General features: G+C 37.5%; 13 protein-coding genes. 9 read left to right on the forward strand and 4 right to left on the reverse strand.

The features are described 5' to 3' along the window. Nucleotides 1–175 precede the first annotated feature (175 nt). Both H4J66_RS02655 and H4J66_RS02660 read right to left on the reverse strand, forming a co-directional pair. Entirely contained in the window at nt 176–1,750 is a 1,575-nt protein-coding gene (locus tag H4J66_RS02655) for a cation:proton antiporter family protein (protein WP_182170195.1), read from the reverse strand. A 1-nt stretch (nt 1,751) separates the two neighbouring features. Next, on the reverse strand, nt 1,752–2,390 hold the full coding sequence (locus tag H4J66_RS02660; protein WP_182170198.1) for an arylesterase: 639 nt from the start codon (nt 2,388–2,390) through the stop codon (nt 1,752–1,754). Between H4J66_RS02660 and H4J66_RS02665 the strand changes: the two genes are divergently transcribed. From H4J66_RS02665 to H4J66_RS02675, 3 genes are all read left to right on the forward strand, one after another. Further along, nucleotides 2,389–3,123, forward strand: coding sequence for an ABC transporter ATP-binding protein (locus H4J66_RS02665; protein ID WP_182170201.1), 735 nt, complete (start codon nt 2,389–2,391; stop codon nt 3,121–3,123). The two genes, H4J66_RS02660 and H4J66_RS02665, sit on opposite strands and share 2 nt — an antisense overlap. Further along, nucleotides 3,123–5,699, forward strand: coding sequence for an ABC transporter permease (locus H4J66_RS02670; RefSeq protein ID WP_259369041.1), 2,577 nt, complete (start codon nt 3,123–3,125; stop codon nt 5,697–5,699). The genes H4J66_RS02665 and H4J66_RS02670 overlap by 1 nt, the downstream gene beginning before the upstream one ends. Before the next feature lie 105 nt (nt 5,700–5,804). Further along, nucleotides 5,805–6,854: an AI-2E family transporter gene (locus H4J66_RS02675; RefSeq protein ID WP_182170352.1), complete on the forward strand. Its 1,050-nt coding sequence runs from the start codon at nt 5,805–5,807 to the stop codon at nt 6,852–6,854. A gap of 28 nt (nt 6,855–6,882) precedes the next feature. Here H4J66_RS02675 and H4J66_RS02680 read toward each other — a convergent pair whose 3' ends face one another. Then, complete coding sequence (locus H4J66_RS02680) at nt 6,883–7,356, reverse strand: DUF2947 domain-containing protein (RefSeq protein ID WP_182170204.1); 474 nt, start codon at nt 7,354–7,356, stop codon at nt 6,883–6,885. A gap of 379 nt (nt 7,357–7,735) precedes the next feature. Here H4J66_RS02680 and H4J66_RS02685 point away from each other — a divergent pair, with 379 nt between their 5' ends. The 3 genes from H4J66_RS02685 (at nt 7,736) to H4J66_RS02695 (ending at nt 10,491) form a co-directional block, all read left to right on the forward strand. Beyond that, complete coding sequence (locus H4J66_RS02685) at nt 7,736–9,202, forward strand: methyl-accepting chemotaxis protein (protein WP_182170206.1); 1,467 nt, start codon at nt 7,736–7,738, stop codon at nt 9,200–9,202. Between the two features lie 4 nt (nt 9,203–9,206). Then, nucleotides 9,207–9,713: a DUF6436 domain-containing protein gene (locus H4J66_RS02690; RefSeq protein ID WP_182170209.1), complete on the forward strand. Its 507-nt coding sequence runs from the start codon at nt 9,207–9,209 to the stop codon at nt 9,711–9,713. 130 nt (nt 9,714–9,843) lie between these two features. Next, entirely contained in the window at nt 9,844–10,491 is a 648-nt protein-coding gene (locus tag H4J66_RS02695; protein WP_182170211.1) for a DsbA family oxidoreductase, read from the forward strand. A 202-nt stretch (nt 10,492–10,693) separates the two neighbouring features. On the opposite strand, the gene H4J66_RS02700 is transcribed toward H4J66_RS02695, so the two are convergent. After that, nucleotides 10,694–11,467, reverse strand: a complete 774-nt coding sequence (locus H4J66_RS02700) for a sulfite exporter TauE/SafE family protein (RefSeq protein ID WP_182170212.1) — start codon at nt 11,465–11,467, stop codon at nt 10,694–10,696. A 381-nt stretch (nt 11,468–11,848) separates the two neighbouring features. On the opposite strand from H4J66_RS02700, the gene H4J66_RS02705 reads away from it, so the two are divergent. The 3 genes from H4J66_RS02705 (at nt 11,849) to H4J66_RS02715 (ending at nt 17,271) form a co-directional block, all read left to right on the forward strand. After that, complete coding sequence (locus tag H4J66_RS02705) at nt 11,849–13,036, forward strand: YbfB/YjiJ family MFS transporter (RefSeq protein WP_182170214.1); 1,188 nt, start codon at nt 11,849–11,851, stop codon at nt 13,034–13,036. A 933-nt stretch (nt 13,037–13,969) separates the two neighbouring features. After that, the gene (locus H4J66_RS02710) at nt 13,970–14,872 is read left to right on the forward strand and encodes a phosphate/phosphite/phosphonate ABC transporter substrate-binding protein (RefSeq protein WP_182170216.1); all 903 of its coding nucleotides are present in this window, start codon (nt 13,970–13,972) and stop codon (nt 14,870–14,872) included. After that, a complete protein-coding gene (locus H4J66_RS02715; RefSeq protein WP_182170219.1) occupies nt 14,872–17,271 on the forward strand; it encodes an EAL domain-containing protein in 2,400 nt (799 codons plus the stop codon). The genes H4J66_RS02710 and H4J66_RS02715 overlap by 1 nt, the downstream gene beginning before the upstream one ends. Nucleotides 17,272–17,800 lie beyond the last annotated feature (529 nt).

The following is a 17,800-nucleotide window of genomic DNA, read 5'->3' on the forward strand; positions in this document are numbered from 1 at the left end:
GTTTGTCTGCTAGGGGGCTTTAGCTTTTCGTCGTGCTATCACTATTTTATTATCTGATAATCTTATGAGTTTACTGAGCAGCCTAAAGGCGATAGTAAAAGCAAAGTAACAAGGTGATCTGTTACTTATTAGCAATCAATCTTTAGTGACCTGATTACTGGTTCAAGTCATTATATTACAGCTTATTAGGTTTGATCATCGCTAAGCTTTCCTCAGCAAAACCAACGCCAGCCTCAGTATAGAAGTTAAACACTTTATCTACGCCAAAGGTTTCAATCTCTTGGCGCTCATCATCAAACCGAGCAATAGCGGCTATTTGACCCTGATAATTTGCATGTCTTAATTGTAAGGTTATATTTTTAATATCTTGAATTTGTGGCAGAGCGAGCAAGATTAACTCTAGTTTCTCTATTTTTATATTTTCCCAAAAATCGATATTCTCAGCGTCACCACAAAATGCTTGTACGTTATTGTCATTTAACCAAGCGATTTTACCTTGGTCGGCATCTAATCCCCATACTTGACCCGTAGCCTGGCTGTCTAAAGCTTTATAAGCGCCCATACCAACGCGTCCCATACCAATTACAACAATCGGTGCATCACAAGGTTGTATAAAGTTATCTTCGCTGAGTTTACTTTTTCTTTCGTATTTACAAATAAACGATTTATGCCGAGTGAAAATCTGATGAGCATAGTTATAAGTGATATTAGTAATAATAAACGATAAGGAAACGGCCAATGACAAAATGACCAACCAATCATTTGTTAACCAGCCATTTTTTGTTGATAGCGAAGCGATGATCAAACCAAACTCACTAAAATTGCTTAATGCTAGTGCAGTTAAGTAAGAGGTTCTGCCACGTAATTTAAATTGTGTGAATAAGAAAAAGAACAAGCAAAATTTTACAGGGATAAGTAAAGTTAGTAGACCTGCCATAGCAAGCATTTCTAATGTGGGTAATGCGGTAAAGCCAATAGATAAGAAAAAACCAATTAAAAAGAGATCTTTAAAGCCCATCAATGATTTATTAATTTCACTGGCTTTACTGTGCGAAGCCAAATACATCCCGACGAGCAGGGCGCCTAAATCGCCTTTAATACTCACTAACTCAAAAAGTTCATAGGCACCAAAGGCTAAGAAAAACCCGGTTAGCGGAATAAGCTCACCGTGGCCTACTTGGTCAATAAGTTTATTGATTAACGGCTTTATCAAAAAGGCGCTTAACAACAGTAAAGCCCATAATGTTGGGGACTTACCAGTCGCCACCACTAAAAATATTACCGCGACAATATCTTGTATCACTAAAATCCCCACGGCTAATTTACCGTGGCGCGTGCGCATTTCGCCGTGATCTTCCATAAGCTTAACGACACAAACCGTACTACTAAAGCTCAAGGCAAAAATAATTAAACCTAAGGTGTAGAAAGACAAGTCAGCAAAGTAGCTAATAGCAGCAAGGGCGAATAATTTTAGCAGCAAAGCACCGATTAACACCCAAGTGACACTATGAGACAAACTGCCTAACCAAACTTCTTTTTTTAATAAGTCTTTAACATTGAGTTTTAAACCAATAGTAAATAACATTAAGGTTATGCCTAGGTTTGCTAATGTATTGATACTGTCGTCGGCTTGAAAACCGAGAAAATTTAGTAAAAATCCTGCAAATAAATAACCAATTGATGGTGGTAATGAAAATGACTTTGCCGCCATCCCACAACCGAAGGCAAATAGAATCCAAATAAAGTCCATATTATTTTTTCATGATTTCTTTTAACTGACTAGCGACAAATTCAGCAATAATGGGCTGAGCTTTAACACTAGGGTGAATGCCATCTTTTTGCATTAAACTGGCGTCGGTGACTAAGGGCTCAACAAAAAAAGGTAACAAGTTAATGTTAGTTTCAGCGGCAACATCAATAAATACTTGTTCGAACATTTTATTATAACGAGGCCCATAATTTGGGGTTATTTTGATTTGATAGAGTGTCACTGGAATATTTTTATCTTGAGCGAGCTTTATCATTTGTAACAAATTATTTTTAATTTTCTTTGGTGAGTAGCCTCTAAGGCCATCATTGCCACCAAGTTCTATCACTAAATGGTCAACCTTTTCTTTGGCTAATATCCCAGGTAACCTTGATAAACCGCCTGTTGTAGTCTCACCACTAATGCTAGCATTAGTGATCTTATAAGGACTTTTTTGCGTAGTTAATTGTGTATTTAGCAGGTGAACCCAGCCTTGGTTTTGTTTCATTCCATAGCTTGCACTAACACTATCACCTAGTAGTAAAATAGAATGCCTGGCTGAAGGGTTAGCCAATGTCGAAAAAGATATAGAAATTAAAGCTATTAAGCTTAAAAACAAAATATAAATGGGATGTTTATTCATGAAGTCAAATTCCGAAGCCATATTAAAAGTAAGTGCGTTAACTAAGTCTGTGCAGTTAGAAGAGAAAACTCTTGATCTACTTCAACCTGTTGACCTAACGGTCAATACAGGTGAAACATTAGCAATAGTAGGTTCATCAGGCTCAGGAAAAACAACCTTGTTAGCTATTTTAGCGGGCTTAGATTTACCTACATCAGGTGAAGTTTATCTTAAAAACCACCCATTGCACCAGTTTAATGAAGAGCAACGTAGTCAAGTACGAGCAGATCACGTTGGATTTATCTTCCAGCAATTTTTATTAATTAGCAGTTTAACCGCACTTGAAAATGTTATGTTGCCGGCTGAGTTGGCAAATTTACCTGATGCAAAACAGCAAGGACTGGCGTTACTTGAAGCTGTAGGTCTTGGTGAACGTGCCGAACACTATCCGTCACAATTATCGGGTGGTGAACAACAACGGGTCGCTATTGCTCGCGCTTTTATTACCAAGCCCGACGTATTATTCGCCGATGAACCTACCGGAAATTTAGATACCAAAACAGGGGTGCATATCGCCGATTTACTTTTTCAATTAAATGAAAAACATGGCACTACCTTAATATTGGTTACTCACGATCCAAAATTAGCCCAGCGCTGTCAACGTCAAGTTGAAATGGACAGCGGCGTTCTACAAGAGATTAATCTCAACAATGCCAATCAAGATGAACTTCCTGCTCATATGAAAGTAGGTTAATGATGACTGAATTAAGGGTAAAACCATCAAATACTTGGGTTAAACAATCATTACGACTGTTACATCATGAGTTTCGCCGCGGTGACTTAACCATTATATTTTTAGCGATTGTTCTCGCAGTCGGTACCGTATTTTCATTAACGGGTTTTTCAGAGCAAATTAAGCAAGCTATCATCACCAACAGCGCTAACACCATAGCAGCTGATCGTGTGCTGGGCTCTAACCGAGTAATACCTACCGAATATCTTGATAAAAGTGACAGTTTATCGCTAAATGTCGCCTCAAAAATATTACTGGATTCTATGGTATTTTCAGGTGACAACATGCTGTTATCTGAACTTGATGTTGTTTCTGAAAAATATCCTTTGCGTGGCGAGTTTCTCGTTAAAACGTCGTTAGATCAAGAAATACCCAGCTCGGTTGGTGCGCCAAAACAAGGAACGGCTTATGTTGAAGAAAGTATTCTTAGCCGTTTAGATGTTAAAATTGGTGGCACAATAGAAGTAGGGGTGCTCCCACTGACTGTTGCCGGTGTTATTGTAGAAATTCCTGACCGTTCATACCGTATGTTTGTTGCCGGACCCACTATATTTTTTAATATTAAAGATATAGAGAAAACGCAATTAATAAAGCCAGGCAGTCGCGTTTATTATCAATATATGTTTGCGGGGGAACGTGACGATATTGAAGCATTTGAAACCTGGATAAAGCCACAACTTAATGAAACTCAAAATTGGTACGATGCTAAATCAGCAAAAAATCGTTTATCAAAGGTATTAGATAGCTCAGAGAAGTTTTTATCATTAGCCAGTATGTTAGGTATTGTGCTTGCTGCTGTCGCTGTTGCTGTCGCCAGTCGACGATACGGGCAACGTCATCAACCTATGGTTGCAGTATTTAAAGCGTTAGGCGCTTCAACATCACATGTAAAAAAATTGTATATGCTGCACTGGGGCTTACTTAGCTTAATAAGTATCATAGTAGGGCTTATTGTTGGTTATATGCTGATGCTCGCGGGTGTGAGTGCTATAGAGAGCTACTTGTCATTAGATGAGAGCCAACTAACGTTTAAACCATTTATTACTGCTGTGATAACCGGAGTGCTTTGTGCGGTTGCCTTTGCCATTCATCCTATTACTGAATTAATTTCAACGAAACCACTCGATGTTATTCGCGGTTTTAGCAAAAATGAATTACCAAGGTTTGGTTGGCATCAAGTGATTCCACTATTGGCACTTTTTGCGCTTCTGATGTTATTTAGTCGCGATCTCGTTATGAGTTTGTCATTGTTGTTAGGTGGTATATTAGTTTCTGGTGTTTTATTGCTTTTAGGGCGATTAATTATGGGAGCAGGGCGAAGTGCTGGCGCTAAAGCCGGTAAAGCTTGGCATCTGGCTTTAGCCAACTTAAAGCGCCGCGCCAATGAAAACAGTGTGCAACTAGTCAGTTTTACTATCGCTATTCAGTTATTACTGCTAATAACGGTAATGAAAAGTTCAATTATTGATGAGTGGCAAGCACAGTTCCCAGAAAACACACCTAATCATTATTTACTTAATATTGCCAATGAAGAAGTTGCACCACTAAAAGCTTTTACCGAGCAGCTCAATCTCGATAACCAGGGGTTTTATCCTGTTTTTCGAGGACGTTTATCAGCGATTAATGGTGAAAAAACAGTCAGGATTGACGAAGATGATAATAAAGATTCAGCAACGACCAACGCAGATAAAGCGAAGGTAGAGGATAAAGAAAAGCCAAAAGAGCGAAAAGGTGCAGGCCGTGAATTAAGTTTAACATGGCAAGAGCAATTACCCTTGACCAATGAAGTTATCGAAGGGCAATGGTGGCAAATAGAGGATACATTACCGCAAGTCTCTATGGAAAAAGGTATGGCTGAACGTTTAGATGTTAAGCTTGGCGATGAGCTCACTTTCACGATTGGTACTGACGAATTCACCGTGCCAGTTACTAGTATTCGCGACGTCAACTGGAAGAGTCGACAGTTAAATTTTATTATGGTTTTCAATGAAGCTGCCGTTATCGATATAGAGACCACTTCTATTTCGGCGTGGATGATATCAGACCAGCAAAAAAATGAAGTTTATCGCTTTTTAAGCCAATATCCTACCATCTCAATTATGGATTTTGGTGCAATAATGAAACAACTGACCAGCATGATTGAGCAAGTTTCAATCGCGATTGAACTTATTTTAGTATTAGTTATTTTAGCGGGTAGTTTGGTGTTGGTTGCACAAGTGCAAGCAAGTATGGAAGAGCGTGAGCGAGAGTTAGCGATATTGCGTACCTTAGGTGCAAAAGGTTCACTGCTGCGAAATAGTGTATTGTTTGAGTTTGTTGCACTTGGCGCTGTTGCGGGGTTAATGGCGAGTATTGCGATGGAAATAGCGGTGTTTTTCTTGCAAACGCAAGTCTTTGAAATGTCTGCGAGCTTTCATTTCAACTACTGGTTAGTGGGTATTGCTGCTGGCGCTGGATTTGTTGGTATTATGGGCATGCTAAGTTGTTGGCGATTATTGAATATGTCAAGTTTGACCTTGATCCGTCGAACTATGTAAACCGCGCTTGCTTGTTAACAATCGAAACTTAAGTTTACTAACACTAAATTTAAGTTTCGGGTATAGTAACGTTTTTTAAATGATAAAGTTAACACTATGGGATTAATGGAAAAATCAGGCGGCGCAGTAAAAATGCTGGTAGTAACCGCAGCACTGTTTATTGTTTTTGCAGGGATAAAAACGGCCGCTAATATTTTAGTGCCTTTTTTACTGTCTGTTTTCATCGCTATTATATGTAATCCGCTTATTGCCCGCGCTAGCCGTTATAAAATACCAAAAGTAATAGCGGTACTCTTAGTCATAGCCTTGTTTGTTATTGTTGCTTTATCTCTTGCGGGTTTAGTTGGTAAATCACTTACTGAACTATCCCTTAAACTACCTGAATATCGCGAGCAATTAAGAGTACAGTTTATTTGGATAACTGAGCAGTTAGCCGATAAAAATATCATTATATCGTCAGCGTTATTAATGGAGTATTTTGACCCCGCTGCAGCCATGGGCTTAGCAGCCGATATGCTTAGTGGATTAGGCAGTGTGATGGCCAATTTATTTCTTATTATCATTACGGTTATTTTTATGCTTTTTGAAGCTTCCTCTTTACCTAAGAAGTTACATTTTGCCTTAGCGGATCCCGAAATGCGCTTAAAGCAAATAGACCGTTTTCTTACCTCGGTAAATAACTATTTAGCGATAAAAACCTTAGTGAGTATTGCTACCGGTACTATAGTATCAATAATGCTCTGGGCGTTTGGTTTAGACTTTTACTTGCTTTGGGGAGTGCTTGCTTTTCTGCTTAATTATATTCCTAATATTGGCTCTATTATAGCAGCGGTTCCGGCGATGTCACTGGCCGTATTACAATTGAGTTTACCTGAGGCAGGCCTTATCGGTTTAGGCTACATCACTATTAATATGGTGATGGGAAATATTGTTGAACCTCGTTATTTAGGAAAAGGCTTAGGGCTGTCAACCCTAGTAATTTTTCTGTCGTTAATCTTTTGGGGTTGGTTGCTTGGCTCTGTGGGGATGTTACTTTCGGTGCCATTAACCATGATCATTAAAATAGGCTTAGAGAACGCAGAAGAAGGTCGTTGGTTTGCTGTGCTATTGTCAGGTGAAGACGATATTAACGAACTTGAACATGTTAAGCGCTAAGCCTAAATTTAATCAGCTGTATCTGTTTTTACTTTTTTAAGCCAAGCTTACATTGACCATTAGATAAAAATTGTACCGCTTCTTTACGCTTTTTTCCGATAAGAAGTGGTCCATCATCCATAAAGAGAAAGTTCTTCCAACAACGTTGGAAAACAGCCCAAGTTGTTTCAATGACATTGTTTTTTGCACTACAAAAATAAACCACGGTATTATTGTCCCACGCTAAATGAGCAATAACTTCTGCAGGCAACTCTGCTTGTTCACTGTCCCAAACACTTTCCCAAGCCAATGTTTTCTGCCAGGTTGTTTCTTCAAATGGCCAATCACCCTTTTTGAAAAAATCAGGATGGTCAACTTGCCGACTAATAAAGGTATCCCAAACAACTTGTGCGCGTGCTTGAACCATAGGTTTTATTTTTGTTTTATCTTTATCATCGATCGGCAGGCTTTTATGTCTAAAAATCCAAGCATTTTTAAGGTCATCTAAAGGAATATAATTCATGAAGTCACTAGTATTGGTTTAATGTTATAAGCAAAAGTAGGCAGATGATACACCATTATGATTGAGTTTTTATCTTGAGACTGGGTTATTTTTTATATCGCCTGCACAGCCAAGCTAAATAAAACATATTTTTATAAATATTTAACCGCTTAGGGATCATCTAACTTAGCCAGTAGCAATTAAATTAACTGACTTAAATCTTTACGATATTGATTTGTCAATTTTATTGAACTAAAGTTATGGTATCTTGATTTAAAGCGCGATTTACAGGGACTAAAAGGGTCAGGTTTTATTGGCGATGGTAGCAATTGAACCCTAATATATCGAACTTTAACAATAATGAAATTGATGTTAATTATGTCTGTATAACGGGATAAAAATGAATAAAAATAACACACTATTTACATACCTTTTATGTGTTTTATTTGCTGAAAGTTTACTCTTGGCTTTCATCTACGACTCATACCTATTAGCACTTATTATTGGCCTACCCGCATTACTTGTGCCGATATACTTCTACAAAACAGCTGGAGCTGGTGCTATTTCAGGTCATGTTTCAGCGCTCGCAGTCATGATATTTGCAGCCTTGCATATTCACCAAGCACAGGGCTTAATTGAAGTTCACTTTGAAATCTTTATCCTTTTAGCGTTTTTAATTATTTTTCAAGATTGGCGGGTATTTATTACCGCTATTCTTGTTGTTGCCGTACACCATTTTTCTTTTTACTACTTACAGGTAAATGACACGGGTGTTTATATCTTTGACGAAGATAGATTACTCTTTTCAACCGTGATAATACATGCTGTTTATGCTATTACTGAGTCTATTATTGCTGGCTACATAGCACACTCTATGAAAGTAGAAAGTGAAGTCGGTAAAGAATTATCATCAGTTACCACTTCATTAACGGTAGATGTCAATGCGATTGACTTGAGTATCAAGGCAAGGGCCAATAATAATAGAACTTTACTGTCTTTTAATGAATTATTAGAATTATTATCAAAGGTTATTCAAGGGGTAAAAGAGCAAGTTATAGAATTAAATGCTAATTCACAAAATTTAAATAGAACCAAAGAAGAACTTGAAAGCTCGACAGCACAGCGTCAACAAGAAACTGAAGTGATTGCGACATCAGCAGAAGAAATGGCAGTGACAGTAGCATCTATCGCGCAAGAAACGACCCAATTAAGTGATCAGATGAAAGAAGCTACTGACTTTACGAAGGCATCTAATGAAGAAATTATTAGCATTAATAATCAAAACAAAAATTTAACATCTGCACTTGAAAAGACCAGTGAACAAGTGAACGATCTCGCTAACTCTACAGAAGCTATTTCGAAAGTGTTATCTGAAATAAGTGGTATTGCTGAGCAAACAAATTTATTAGCGTTAAACGCGGCAATAGAAGCAGCAAGAGCAGGAGAGCAAGGTCGAGGGTTTGCTGTTGTTGCCGATGAAGTACGTGCGTTAGCAACTCGCACTAAAGAAAGTACTGACAAAATAGGTCAAACGCTTTCCCTGTTAAAAAGTTACTCTAAGTTAACAACAGACTCAATGACCCATAGCATTGGGATTGTGCAATCGGTCATTGAAAGTGCTGATAAAGCTCAAAAACAAATAGCTCAAGCGTCAGCACTTGTGGAGCATTCCAGTGCTATATCGATTAATGTCGCCGCAGCGGTTGAGCAGCAATCAGTAACCACTGCAGATATAGCAAAAAGTGCCGAAACGTTAAGAGATACAGCTTTAGTCGACAGAGAAAGAGTCCAAGCATTAGCTTCAGAAGCGGATAGTGTTAGTGTTACCTCGAATGCAATGGCACTTAATATTGCTCGTTTTAAATAAACTAATGTCAAAACTTCAGTTGGGTGTACTTACCGTGTGGATAGCTTTTACGCTATCTGCATTTGGTTACCTGATAAAAGATAGGCTTGTTGAGTTTGATGAGAATAATAAATTAGTGGGTGTAGAGTATCAGGAGCTATCAAGTTATTTGCTACCTTTTGCCAAGCCGGCCAATATTACGGGTCAAAAAACACTACTACATTTTTCTACAGCTAGTTGTAAATGCCAACAGTACAGTGAAAAACATATTAAAGATCTCAATAAACTGGCGGGTGCTAATGATTTTTTAATAAAAAATGTTGTCATTAATGAGCACAATGTTATTCCCTCAACGCCCTCTGTAGCATTAATAGATGAATTAGGAGAGGTTGTCTATTTTGGTCCTTATGGACAAGGTTTAGCTTGCTCGCAAACATCAGGTTATGCTCAGACTATGTTAAATAATTACTTAAAAGGTTATGCCGCTAATCTTGTTGTTAAAGAAGCTAAAGGTTGTTATTGCAATGTATAAAGTTACTTTATGTTAATCTGTCGCTAACCATTTTTGTTATGGTTATTTTCTTTACTTAGGTTGTTTTTACTCGGTTTATACGCTGCAAATAATTTAAGTTATTTTACCAACAAATTTCAAGTGAAAAAATATGAATAAACATCTTAAATTAGACATTGTCTCCGACGTTTCCTGCCCTTGGTGTATTATTGGATATCAGTCTTTAAATCAAGCATTAACCAAACTTGCGGATGATATTTCAGTTGATATCACCTGGCAACCGTTTGAGCTCAATCCTGATATGCCAAAAGAAGGTCAGGATATTACCGAACACATTACTGAAAAATACGGCATTAGTGTTGAACAAAGTGAGCAAAATAGATTGATGATCAAGCAACGAGGCTTAGCGCTTGGTTATGAATTTGGTAACCGTGGTGGCGGTCGAATATATAATACATTCGATGCCCATCGGCTGCTTCATTGGGCGAAAGAATATAATAAGCAGACTGAACTTAAACTCGCCTTGTTTGATCTATATTTTAAAGAGAGTGGCGATCCCAGTGATCATCAAAAGCTACTCGATGTAGCGCAAAGTGTTGGTTTAGATAAAGAAAAGGCTCAACAAATATTGGCCTCTGATGAATATAAAGAAGAGGTGCGTACTTTGCAACGCCATTATCAATCGATGGGCATAAGCTCAGTACCTGCCGTGATAGTCAATGATAAGCATTTGATCAGTGGTGGTCAGCCAGCGGATGTTTTTGAACAAGCATTGCGTGAAATAGCTAAAGAAAGTTAAGAAACGTCCTAACAACCCTTTATAAATGAAGGTTCAAATGGTATTTAAGTGGATTTAATCGGCCTTACATAAGCTGCTATGAGTTTTACAAGGTTCTTATTCGAATGCGCTTAGGTTACATTTTTAACCAATAAACGCTGCCACTTAACTTATCGTCTCATTAATATCACCAGCTGTTGCGCGGCGAAAGCTTATCTAAACGTTAGCTAGTATAAATATCATAAAAGAAATATAGGGTGGTTATAGTACTCGCGAAAATAACAAAATACCTGACCTTGGCTTGTGGCAGTTTGCGTGAAACATTTGCGGCAATATAACCTCCAGCTAATGTGCCACACAGCACAATAGTTCCTTGATACCAGGCAATCACATCATTGTAAATAAACACTGTGATAGCAATTAGTGACACTGCCGAAGATATCAATAGCTTTAAGCCATTCATTGTATTGATATTAGTGTGACCAGCTAAGGCTAGATAGCTAAGAGTAATTATGCCTAAACCAGCATTAAAAAAACCACCATAAATAGCGATACCTAACAGAACAATGATCAGTAATAAACTACCTATTGATGAGGCATGTTGGTGATTGACGGCCATTTTTTTTAGTCCAGCATTAACCTTGCCGCCAAAAACAAACAATACACTCGCAAATAACAGTAACCAAGGGATAGCCTCACGAAACAGCACTTCAGGTGTTTTTAGTAATAACCATGCACCGATAATACCGCCGATTACGCTGATTGTTATAATGAATGGTAGTTGAGCTTTATTAGCAGCAATTTCTTTTCGAAAAGCATAAGTACCGCTCATATAGCCAGCACATGAGGCAAAAGTGTTGGTCGCATTTGCGATAATGGGAGGAACGCCAACAAAAATAAGTGCGGGGAAGGTAATAAAACTGCCGCCACCAGCAACTGAGTTAAGCACACCACCAAAAAAACCGGCTAAGAACAGAAAAATCAATTCAAATGACATTAAAAATAATAAACCTGAGCGATTACATTAGCTAGACGGTAACATATTTACATTGAGTCCAATAGCAACATATAGTTTACTGACAATCTAAAAATTAAAGGGGCTATAAAGGGTGGGGTAGTGCAGTAAAGCTATATAGAAAGGGGGCTATTAAGTTGCACATTGAAATAATATTTACTTACGCGAAAAAGTATTCATTGCACTAAATATTATCATGGCTGAGCACTCATTTTTGGTAAAAAAATCTATAAAGATAAAGTCTCTGGTGATTCTTATTTATATGACTATCTTGTATAGCATTTATCACTATTGGTGATTTACCTATCTACCCCTTTAGTTATAAAGTGTAAGATATAGCGAAGAAATGTTTTTTGGACAAATATGCCACAATTTCACCGAGACAGTAACCACTCAATTTTATTAGCAGGTATCTTAGCCCTTGTGGTTGGGGTTGGTGTTGCTCGTTTTGTTTTTACGTCGCTGTTACCGACTATGCTAGAGGAGTCAATCAGCATCGCCTTCGCTGGTGTACTTGCCTCAATCAATTATCTTGGCTATTTGATGGGCTCTGTTTTTTCTATTTTTATTAAAGATATACATGCCAAGGTTAGGTATTTCAGATTTGGTTTGTGCCTTTGTGTGCTTTCTTCTTTTGTTTTAGGCGTTACCGAAAATAATACTCTATGGATTATTGCGCGATTATTGGCGGGATTTGGTGCTGCAATGGCACTCGTTGTTGGCTCTGCTGTTGTTATGTTAAAGCTAAAAGCCACCAATAAGACTAAGGCGATGGGCATTCACTTTAGCGGTTTAGGTTTTTCAATTGTCATTACTGATTTAGTTATGAGAGCGGTATTTTATTTTGGTGGCGATTGGAAAGATGCATGGCTAGTACTCGCTATCCTTGGCGCTTTTTTATCTTGTTATTCGGCTTATATCTTAAGGTTTGATAAACAACCAAGCAGTGAAGTGGTGAAACACAAATTTGATAAAACGCTTTTTTCACCTATGGTTATTGTCTTAATCTTGGCTTACTTTACCGAAGGTATCGGTATGGTGGTACAAGCAACATTTCTGCCTGATATCGTCAATTCATTAGACGGATTAGCAGGATATGGTGGCTATGTATGGTTAGTCGTTGGTATTGCTGGCATCCCTTCTTGTATTATATGGATGCGGTTAGCACATCGCTTTGGCAGTATTAATATCATGATGGCTGCTATGTTGTTGCAGATTGTTGGTATCTTAATTCCTACTTTTTCGAATAATATTATTATGAACCTTATTAGTGGTTTGTTTTTTGGTGCAACATTTATAGGTTTAGTTGCTTTGTTTATGAATTTCGCTGGCCAACTGTCCAATAAAAACCCGGTCTTTATCATGGGCGCAATCACATCAGCTTACGGCCTTGGCCAAATTATTGCCCCCTTGTATTGTGTGGCACTTATTGAACAATTTACCACTTATAACTATGCCTTATATTTAACGGCTATTATCGTTGCGGGTGGTATTTTGTTATTGACTTATGCCAAGTTAAACTTCAAAGAAGCCAAGCAAACTCTGCTGTAGATTTCAGTGTGCGCTTTATCTGCAGGCACAGATAAAGCGCATTGTAGGTAAACGGTAAGTTTATTATCAAGTGTGACTGCGCATAATGATTGATATTAGTCTCATTTACGGTTGGTTTTTTTTAAAGGGATACAGTTAAGGTGGCTTGTTTGAACAAACGATTGTTCAGTCATAATATTTGAGATTCAATGGAGTATTTAGGATCACTTTCTGCACTTTACATAACGAGTTGAAAAATTTAATGTCTTCTTAAATACGATAGCAGACATTAGCATCAATAGATTTTTTTATCTGTTTGTAGTGTTCAGAAGACCTAGTTTACCTTTACGCTGACAGACAACTAAGCCACTATTGCGGTCGTTGATCATCAAATTATTAATGCTAACTTTGTGCGTAAAGAAGAAGTTATATTTTTATATTGTGAGCGTTGATGTAGGTCAACAGTACAACCGTTGGTTGATCTAAGCAGGTCGATAGCCAACCTAATGATCATCGACTAAGCGGACGTTGACAAAATAGGTTTTGCGACTTACTTAATTATCACAAAAAGCAATTTACTGTCTCATCATCAACGTATCTCTATAAGCCAATAAATGCCATCCTAATTTAGTTTTTACTGTGTTTACAGTTTTAGGTTAATTTCATACAAACTTAGTCTGAATTAATAAAACCCCATACCAAGTATCTGACGTTCAAAGGCAAGCAGTGTTTTTCAAGATATTTGGCACTGCTTACCCAAATTTGAAATAATATATTTATTGTCTATTGATCGATATCCTAATCAAAACCCATGCAATTCATACCTTTTGTATCTTGGTATATGTGGTATATTACACAAGTGATTTTTTCAAATTAAAAAGTTATTATCAAATTTATAATAATAAGTTATTATCAAATTCAAAAAGATAACTTACTATAATAAGTGGACTTTCTATGAAAAAATTACTTATTATATTTATTGCCTATCTCTTGTCTGCCTGTGAGCAAAAAACGACTGACAATACCTTGCAGTATAGTAGTACCTCACCCAATGACAATGGTGTTATAATCTATCGTCTTGCTATTCACCCGTTACATAATCCTCAAAAATTGTTCGAGGCTTATCAACCGCTGGTTGATTACCTAAATAGCGAACTACAATATATTAAGATTGAGTTGGAAGCATCTCGAGACTATCGTACGTTTGAAAAGAAATTTCGTGCCCGCCAACCGGAGTTGTTATTACCAAATCCTTGGCAGACACTGCAAGCAATGGATAGCGGTTATCATGTTATAGGTATGGCAGGAGACGCTGATGATTTTAAGGGGATATTTATTGTTCGTAAAGATAATGATATTATTGAACCCCTTCAATTAGAGGGTAAACGTGTAAGTTACCCAGCGCCCACAGCACTTGCCGCCGCGATTATGCCGCAATATTTTTTGTACACTCATGGCATCGATATCAATCAACATACTGAAAATGTTTATGTTGGTTCTCAAGAGTCTTCAATCATGAATGTTTATCTTAGTAATGTCACTGTAGGTGCCACTTGGCCACCATCTTGGCGATCATTTAAAAAAGATAACCCCGAACAAGCAAAGCAACTGAAAGTTGTTTGGCAAACGCCCTCATTGATTAATAATTCAGTAATGATAAGAGATGATGTCCCTGACAAAATTAGTAAACAAATACAGAGTTTACTCATCAATTTAGGTGATTCAGAGCATGGGCAAGTTATTCTCACAGGCATGGAAACAGCTCGAATCACTAGCGCCAATGATGAGGACTATGATGTCGTACGTACTTACATAAAAAACTTCGAAGATAAAGTACGTCCAGTGGAGAATAAATAATGTTTAAAACGCTGCAACAATTAATGTTAGGAAGCTTACATCGTCAATTAATTGTTGGTATGACGCTAACGGTGACATTAATGATGGGGTTATTTGTCTGGAATATTATCCATCACGCGCAAACGGTTAAAATCGAACAATATAAAGTTCAAGCCGTTGCCCTTGCTGACAGTTTATCGACCTCATCGGCAATCTGGGTCGCTTCACGAGACTTCAGTGGTTTACAGGACATTGTCGATGGTGTTTCTCGCTATCCCGATTTAAAACACGCCATAGTATTAGACCCTCGTGGACAAGTTATGGCACATACGGAGAAAGATAAAGTCGGCTTGTACATAACTGAATTACCAAAAGAAAACGAACATCAAACTGTACATTTGACCACTAATATTATTGATGTCACCAAAGCCATCATTTTAGCGGACCGAAAAATTGGCTGGGTACGTATTGGTTTAGACCGTAAACCCTTTGTCGATCAAATAGCAAAAATTAAAACAAATGGTTTTTATTATGCACTAATTACTATTTTATTGGGTACACTCATTACCACACTGGCTAGCCATTACTTGACCCGCCGCTTGTTTACTATTCAAAAGGTCGCTAATAAAGTACAAGCAGGTGCTAATCATTTACGTGTCAACATGCAGGGTACTGATGAAGCGGCATTACTCGCTCGACAGTTCGATCGTATGCTCGATAGTTTAACCCAAAGAGAAATGCAATTGGCTTCATTTTACTCATTAGATCTAGTGGGTTTAGCTATCACCTCTCCCGAAAGAGGTTGGATAAGTGTCAACAATTGCTTGTGCAATATGTTGGAATATTCCGAACAAGAGCTACAAAAGATGACTTGGGCTGAACTAACACACCCTGATGATTTAGAAACCGATATACAACAATTTAATAACATATTTTCTAATAAAGTTGAAGGTTACAGCTTGGAAAAGCGTTTTATTAGTAAAACAGGCAAAGTTATTACCACCATGTTAGTGGTGCGCTGTGTTCGTAAAATAGATGGCAGTGTTGATTATGTTATGGCAATGGTTGCAGACATTAGCCAACAAAAAGCTGATGCCATTAAAATAGAGCAACTTGCTTTTTATGATCCCCTAACGCAATTACCTAATCGACGACTGTTAAGTGACAGGTTAAAACAAGCATTAACGTTTAGCGCTCGTAGGCACCTTTATGGCGCTGTGCTGTTTCTCGATCTGGACGACTTCAAGACACTTAATGATACACAGGGTCATGATATAGGTGATATCTTACTCAAAGAAGTGGCTAAACGATTAACCGCTTGCGTACGAGATACTGACACGGTATCACGTTTTGGAGGCGATGAATTTGTCATTCTATTAGAGGGATTAAATTGTAACAGAATGACTGCGGAAGAAGAGACGAAAGTTGTTGCAGGTAAAATATTAGATAAGATTAACGAGCCTTATAAAATGGCTAACTATACCCATGTTGGTACTATCAGTATTGGCGCGACATTATTTTTCGGCCACGAGTTAACAATTGAAGAACTGTTAAAACAAGCTGATATTGCCATGTATGAGACTAAGAATGATGGCCGTAATGCCTTATGCTTTTTTGAACCACAGATGCAGACTACCATTAATCACCGAGTAGAGCTTGAACGTGATTTGATCTACGCACTAGAACATCGACAATTCCAGTTGTATTATCAAATACAAATGGATAGTTCAAATAAACCATCAGGTACGGAAGCACTGATACGCTGGATTCATCCTAAGCAAGGTTTAATTTCTCCTTTTCATTTTATTTCAATAGCAGAAGACTCAGGTATTATTGTTGAAATAGGAATATGGGTATTGGAAACCGCTTGTGCTCAACTTAAAGCTTGGCAAAGTAATGCTGATACCGCAGGACTATCAATAGCAATTAACGTCAGCGCTAAGCAATTTCATCAAATTAATTTTGTAGACACAATCAAAAATGCTATAGATATTTATGACATCAATTCGTCACTCCTAAAAATCGAGTTAACTGAAAGTTTATTGTTGATAAATATAGAAGAGATTATTGCCAAAATGAATGATTTGGCAGCAATTGGTATTCAGTTCTCATTAGATGACTTTGGTACGGGTTATTCATCGTTACAATACTTAAAGCGATTGCCATTGTATCAGCTTAAAATTGATCAATCCTTTGTACGTGATCTAGGTATAAATATTAGCGATGAAATCATTGTTACGACTATTATTTCGATGGCACATAGTTTGGGGTTGAATGTGATTGCAGAAGGTGTAGAAACTGAAGAACAGCAAAGATTTCTATTAAGTCAAGGGTGTAAAAATTTTCAGGGCTATTTTTTTGGTAAGCCAATACCTATTAATGAGTTTGAAAAATTATTATCTGAATCGAAGCCTAAATGATAAAAATGGTGATTTATACGCCATTTAATATGAATAAGATTAGCGGGAATTGCTCAATTAACTATAATTAATCAGTCCTGCTGAATGTGAAGCGCTGCATTATTATTTTCATTCTGCGACAAGGTAAGCTTAAAGTTTGACTGATGTCTTTAATATGAGAATGTAAAGTATCTCAAATATCATGTTACGTTAAAAAATCATTGGTTTTTTCGTATCGCTTCATAACGGTACCAGATAAATGCTCTTAATTAATATTAACTCACTGTTCGACTGTTTGTTGTATTGATGGCGGCGGTTCATCGTTCTTCAGTCTTATGAATTAAAAAGTATCGCTAATTCCAGTAAAGCACAATCAGTTTTGCTAATGAAATCCTGTGAACGACGCCACAGTCTATTTTACATTCAGGTTGAGCGATTCATAGACAAAACTCATCATTTTTTATATTTATGAGGAACGTCCACTATCGGGAAGTTGGAATAGTAATTTGATTGTTCAGCCATGTCCGCTCTAGATCAAAAAATACAAAAT

This window comes from Colwellia sp. MB3u-55 (assembly GCF_014076785.1).
GTDB lineage: Bacteria > Pseudomonadota > Gammaproteobacteria > Enterobacterales > Alteromonadaceae > Colwellia_A.

What these genes read in the sequence shown, in the direction of transcription:
- H4J66_RS02695 (WP_182170211.1), top strand. Translation starts at nt 9,844, where the DNA reads ATGAATAAACATCTTAAATTAGACATTGTCTCCGACGTTTCCTGCCCT.
- H4J66_RS02690 (WP_182170209.1), top strand. Translation starts at nt 9,207, where the DNA reads ATGTCAAAACTTCAGTTGGGTGTACTTACCGTGTGGATAGCTTTTACG.
- H4J66_RS02660 (WP_182170198.1), bottom strand. Translation starts at nt 2,390, where the DNA reads ATGAATAAACATCCCATTTATATTTTGTTTTTAAGCTTAATAGCTTTA.
- H4J66_RS02715 (WP_182170219.1), top strand. Translation starts at nt 14,872, where the DNA reads ATGTTTAAAACGCTGCAACAATTAATGTTAGGAAGCTTACATCGTCAA.
- H4J66_RS02680 (WP_182170204.1), bottom strand. Translation starts at nt 7,356, where the DNA reads ATGAATTATATTCCTTTAGATGACCTTAAAAATGCTTGGATTTTTAGA.
- H4J66_RS02700 (WP_182170212.1), bottom strand. Translation starts at nt 11,467, where the DNA reads ATGTCATTTGAATTGATTTTTCTGTTCTTAGCCGGTTTTTTTGGTGGT.
- H4J66_RS02670 (WP_259369041.1), top strand. Translation starts at nt 3,123, where the DNA reads ATGATGACTGAATTAAGGGTAAAACCATCAAATACTTGGGTTAAACAA.
- H4J66_RS02705 (WP_182170214.1), top strand. Translation starts at nt 11,849, where the DNA reads ATGCCACAATTTCACCGAGACAGTAACCACTCAATTTTATTAGCAGGT.
- H4J66_RS02710 (WP_182170216.1), top strand. Translation starts at nt 13,970, where the DNA reads ATGAAAAAATTACTTATTATATTTATTGCCTATCTCTTGTCTGCCTGT.
- H4J66_RS02675 (WP_182170352.1), top strand. Translation starts at nt 5,805, where the DNA reads ATGGAAAAATCAGGCGGCGCAGTAAAAATGCTGGTAGTAACCGCAGCA.
- H4J66_RS02655 (WP_182170195.1), bottom strand. Translation starts at nt 1,750, where the DNA reads ATGGACTTTATTTGGATTCTATTTGCCTTCGGTTGTGGGATGGCGGCA.
- H4J66_RS02665 (WP_182170201.1), top strand. Translation starts at nt 2,389, where the DNA reads ATGAAGTCAAATTCCGAAGCCATATTAAAAGTAAGTGCGTTAACTAAG.
- H4J66_RS02685 (WP_182170206.1), top strand. Translation starts at nt 7,736, where the DNA reads ATGAATAAAAATAACACACTATTTACATACCTTTTATGTGTTTTATTT.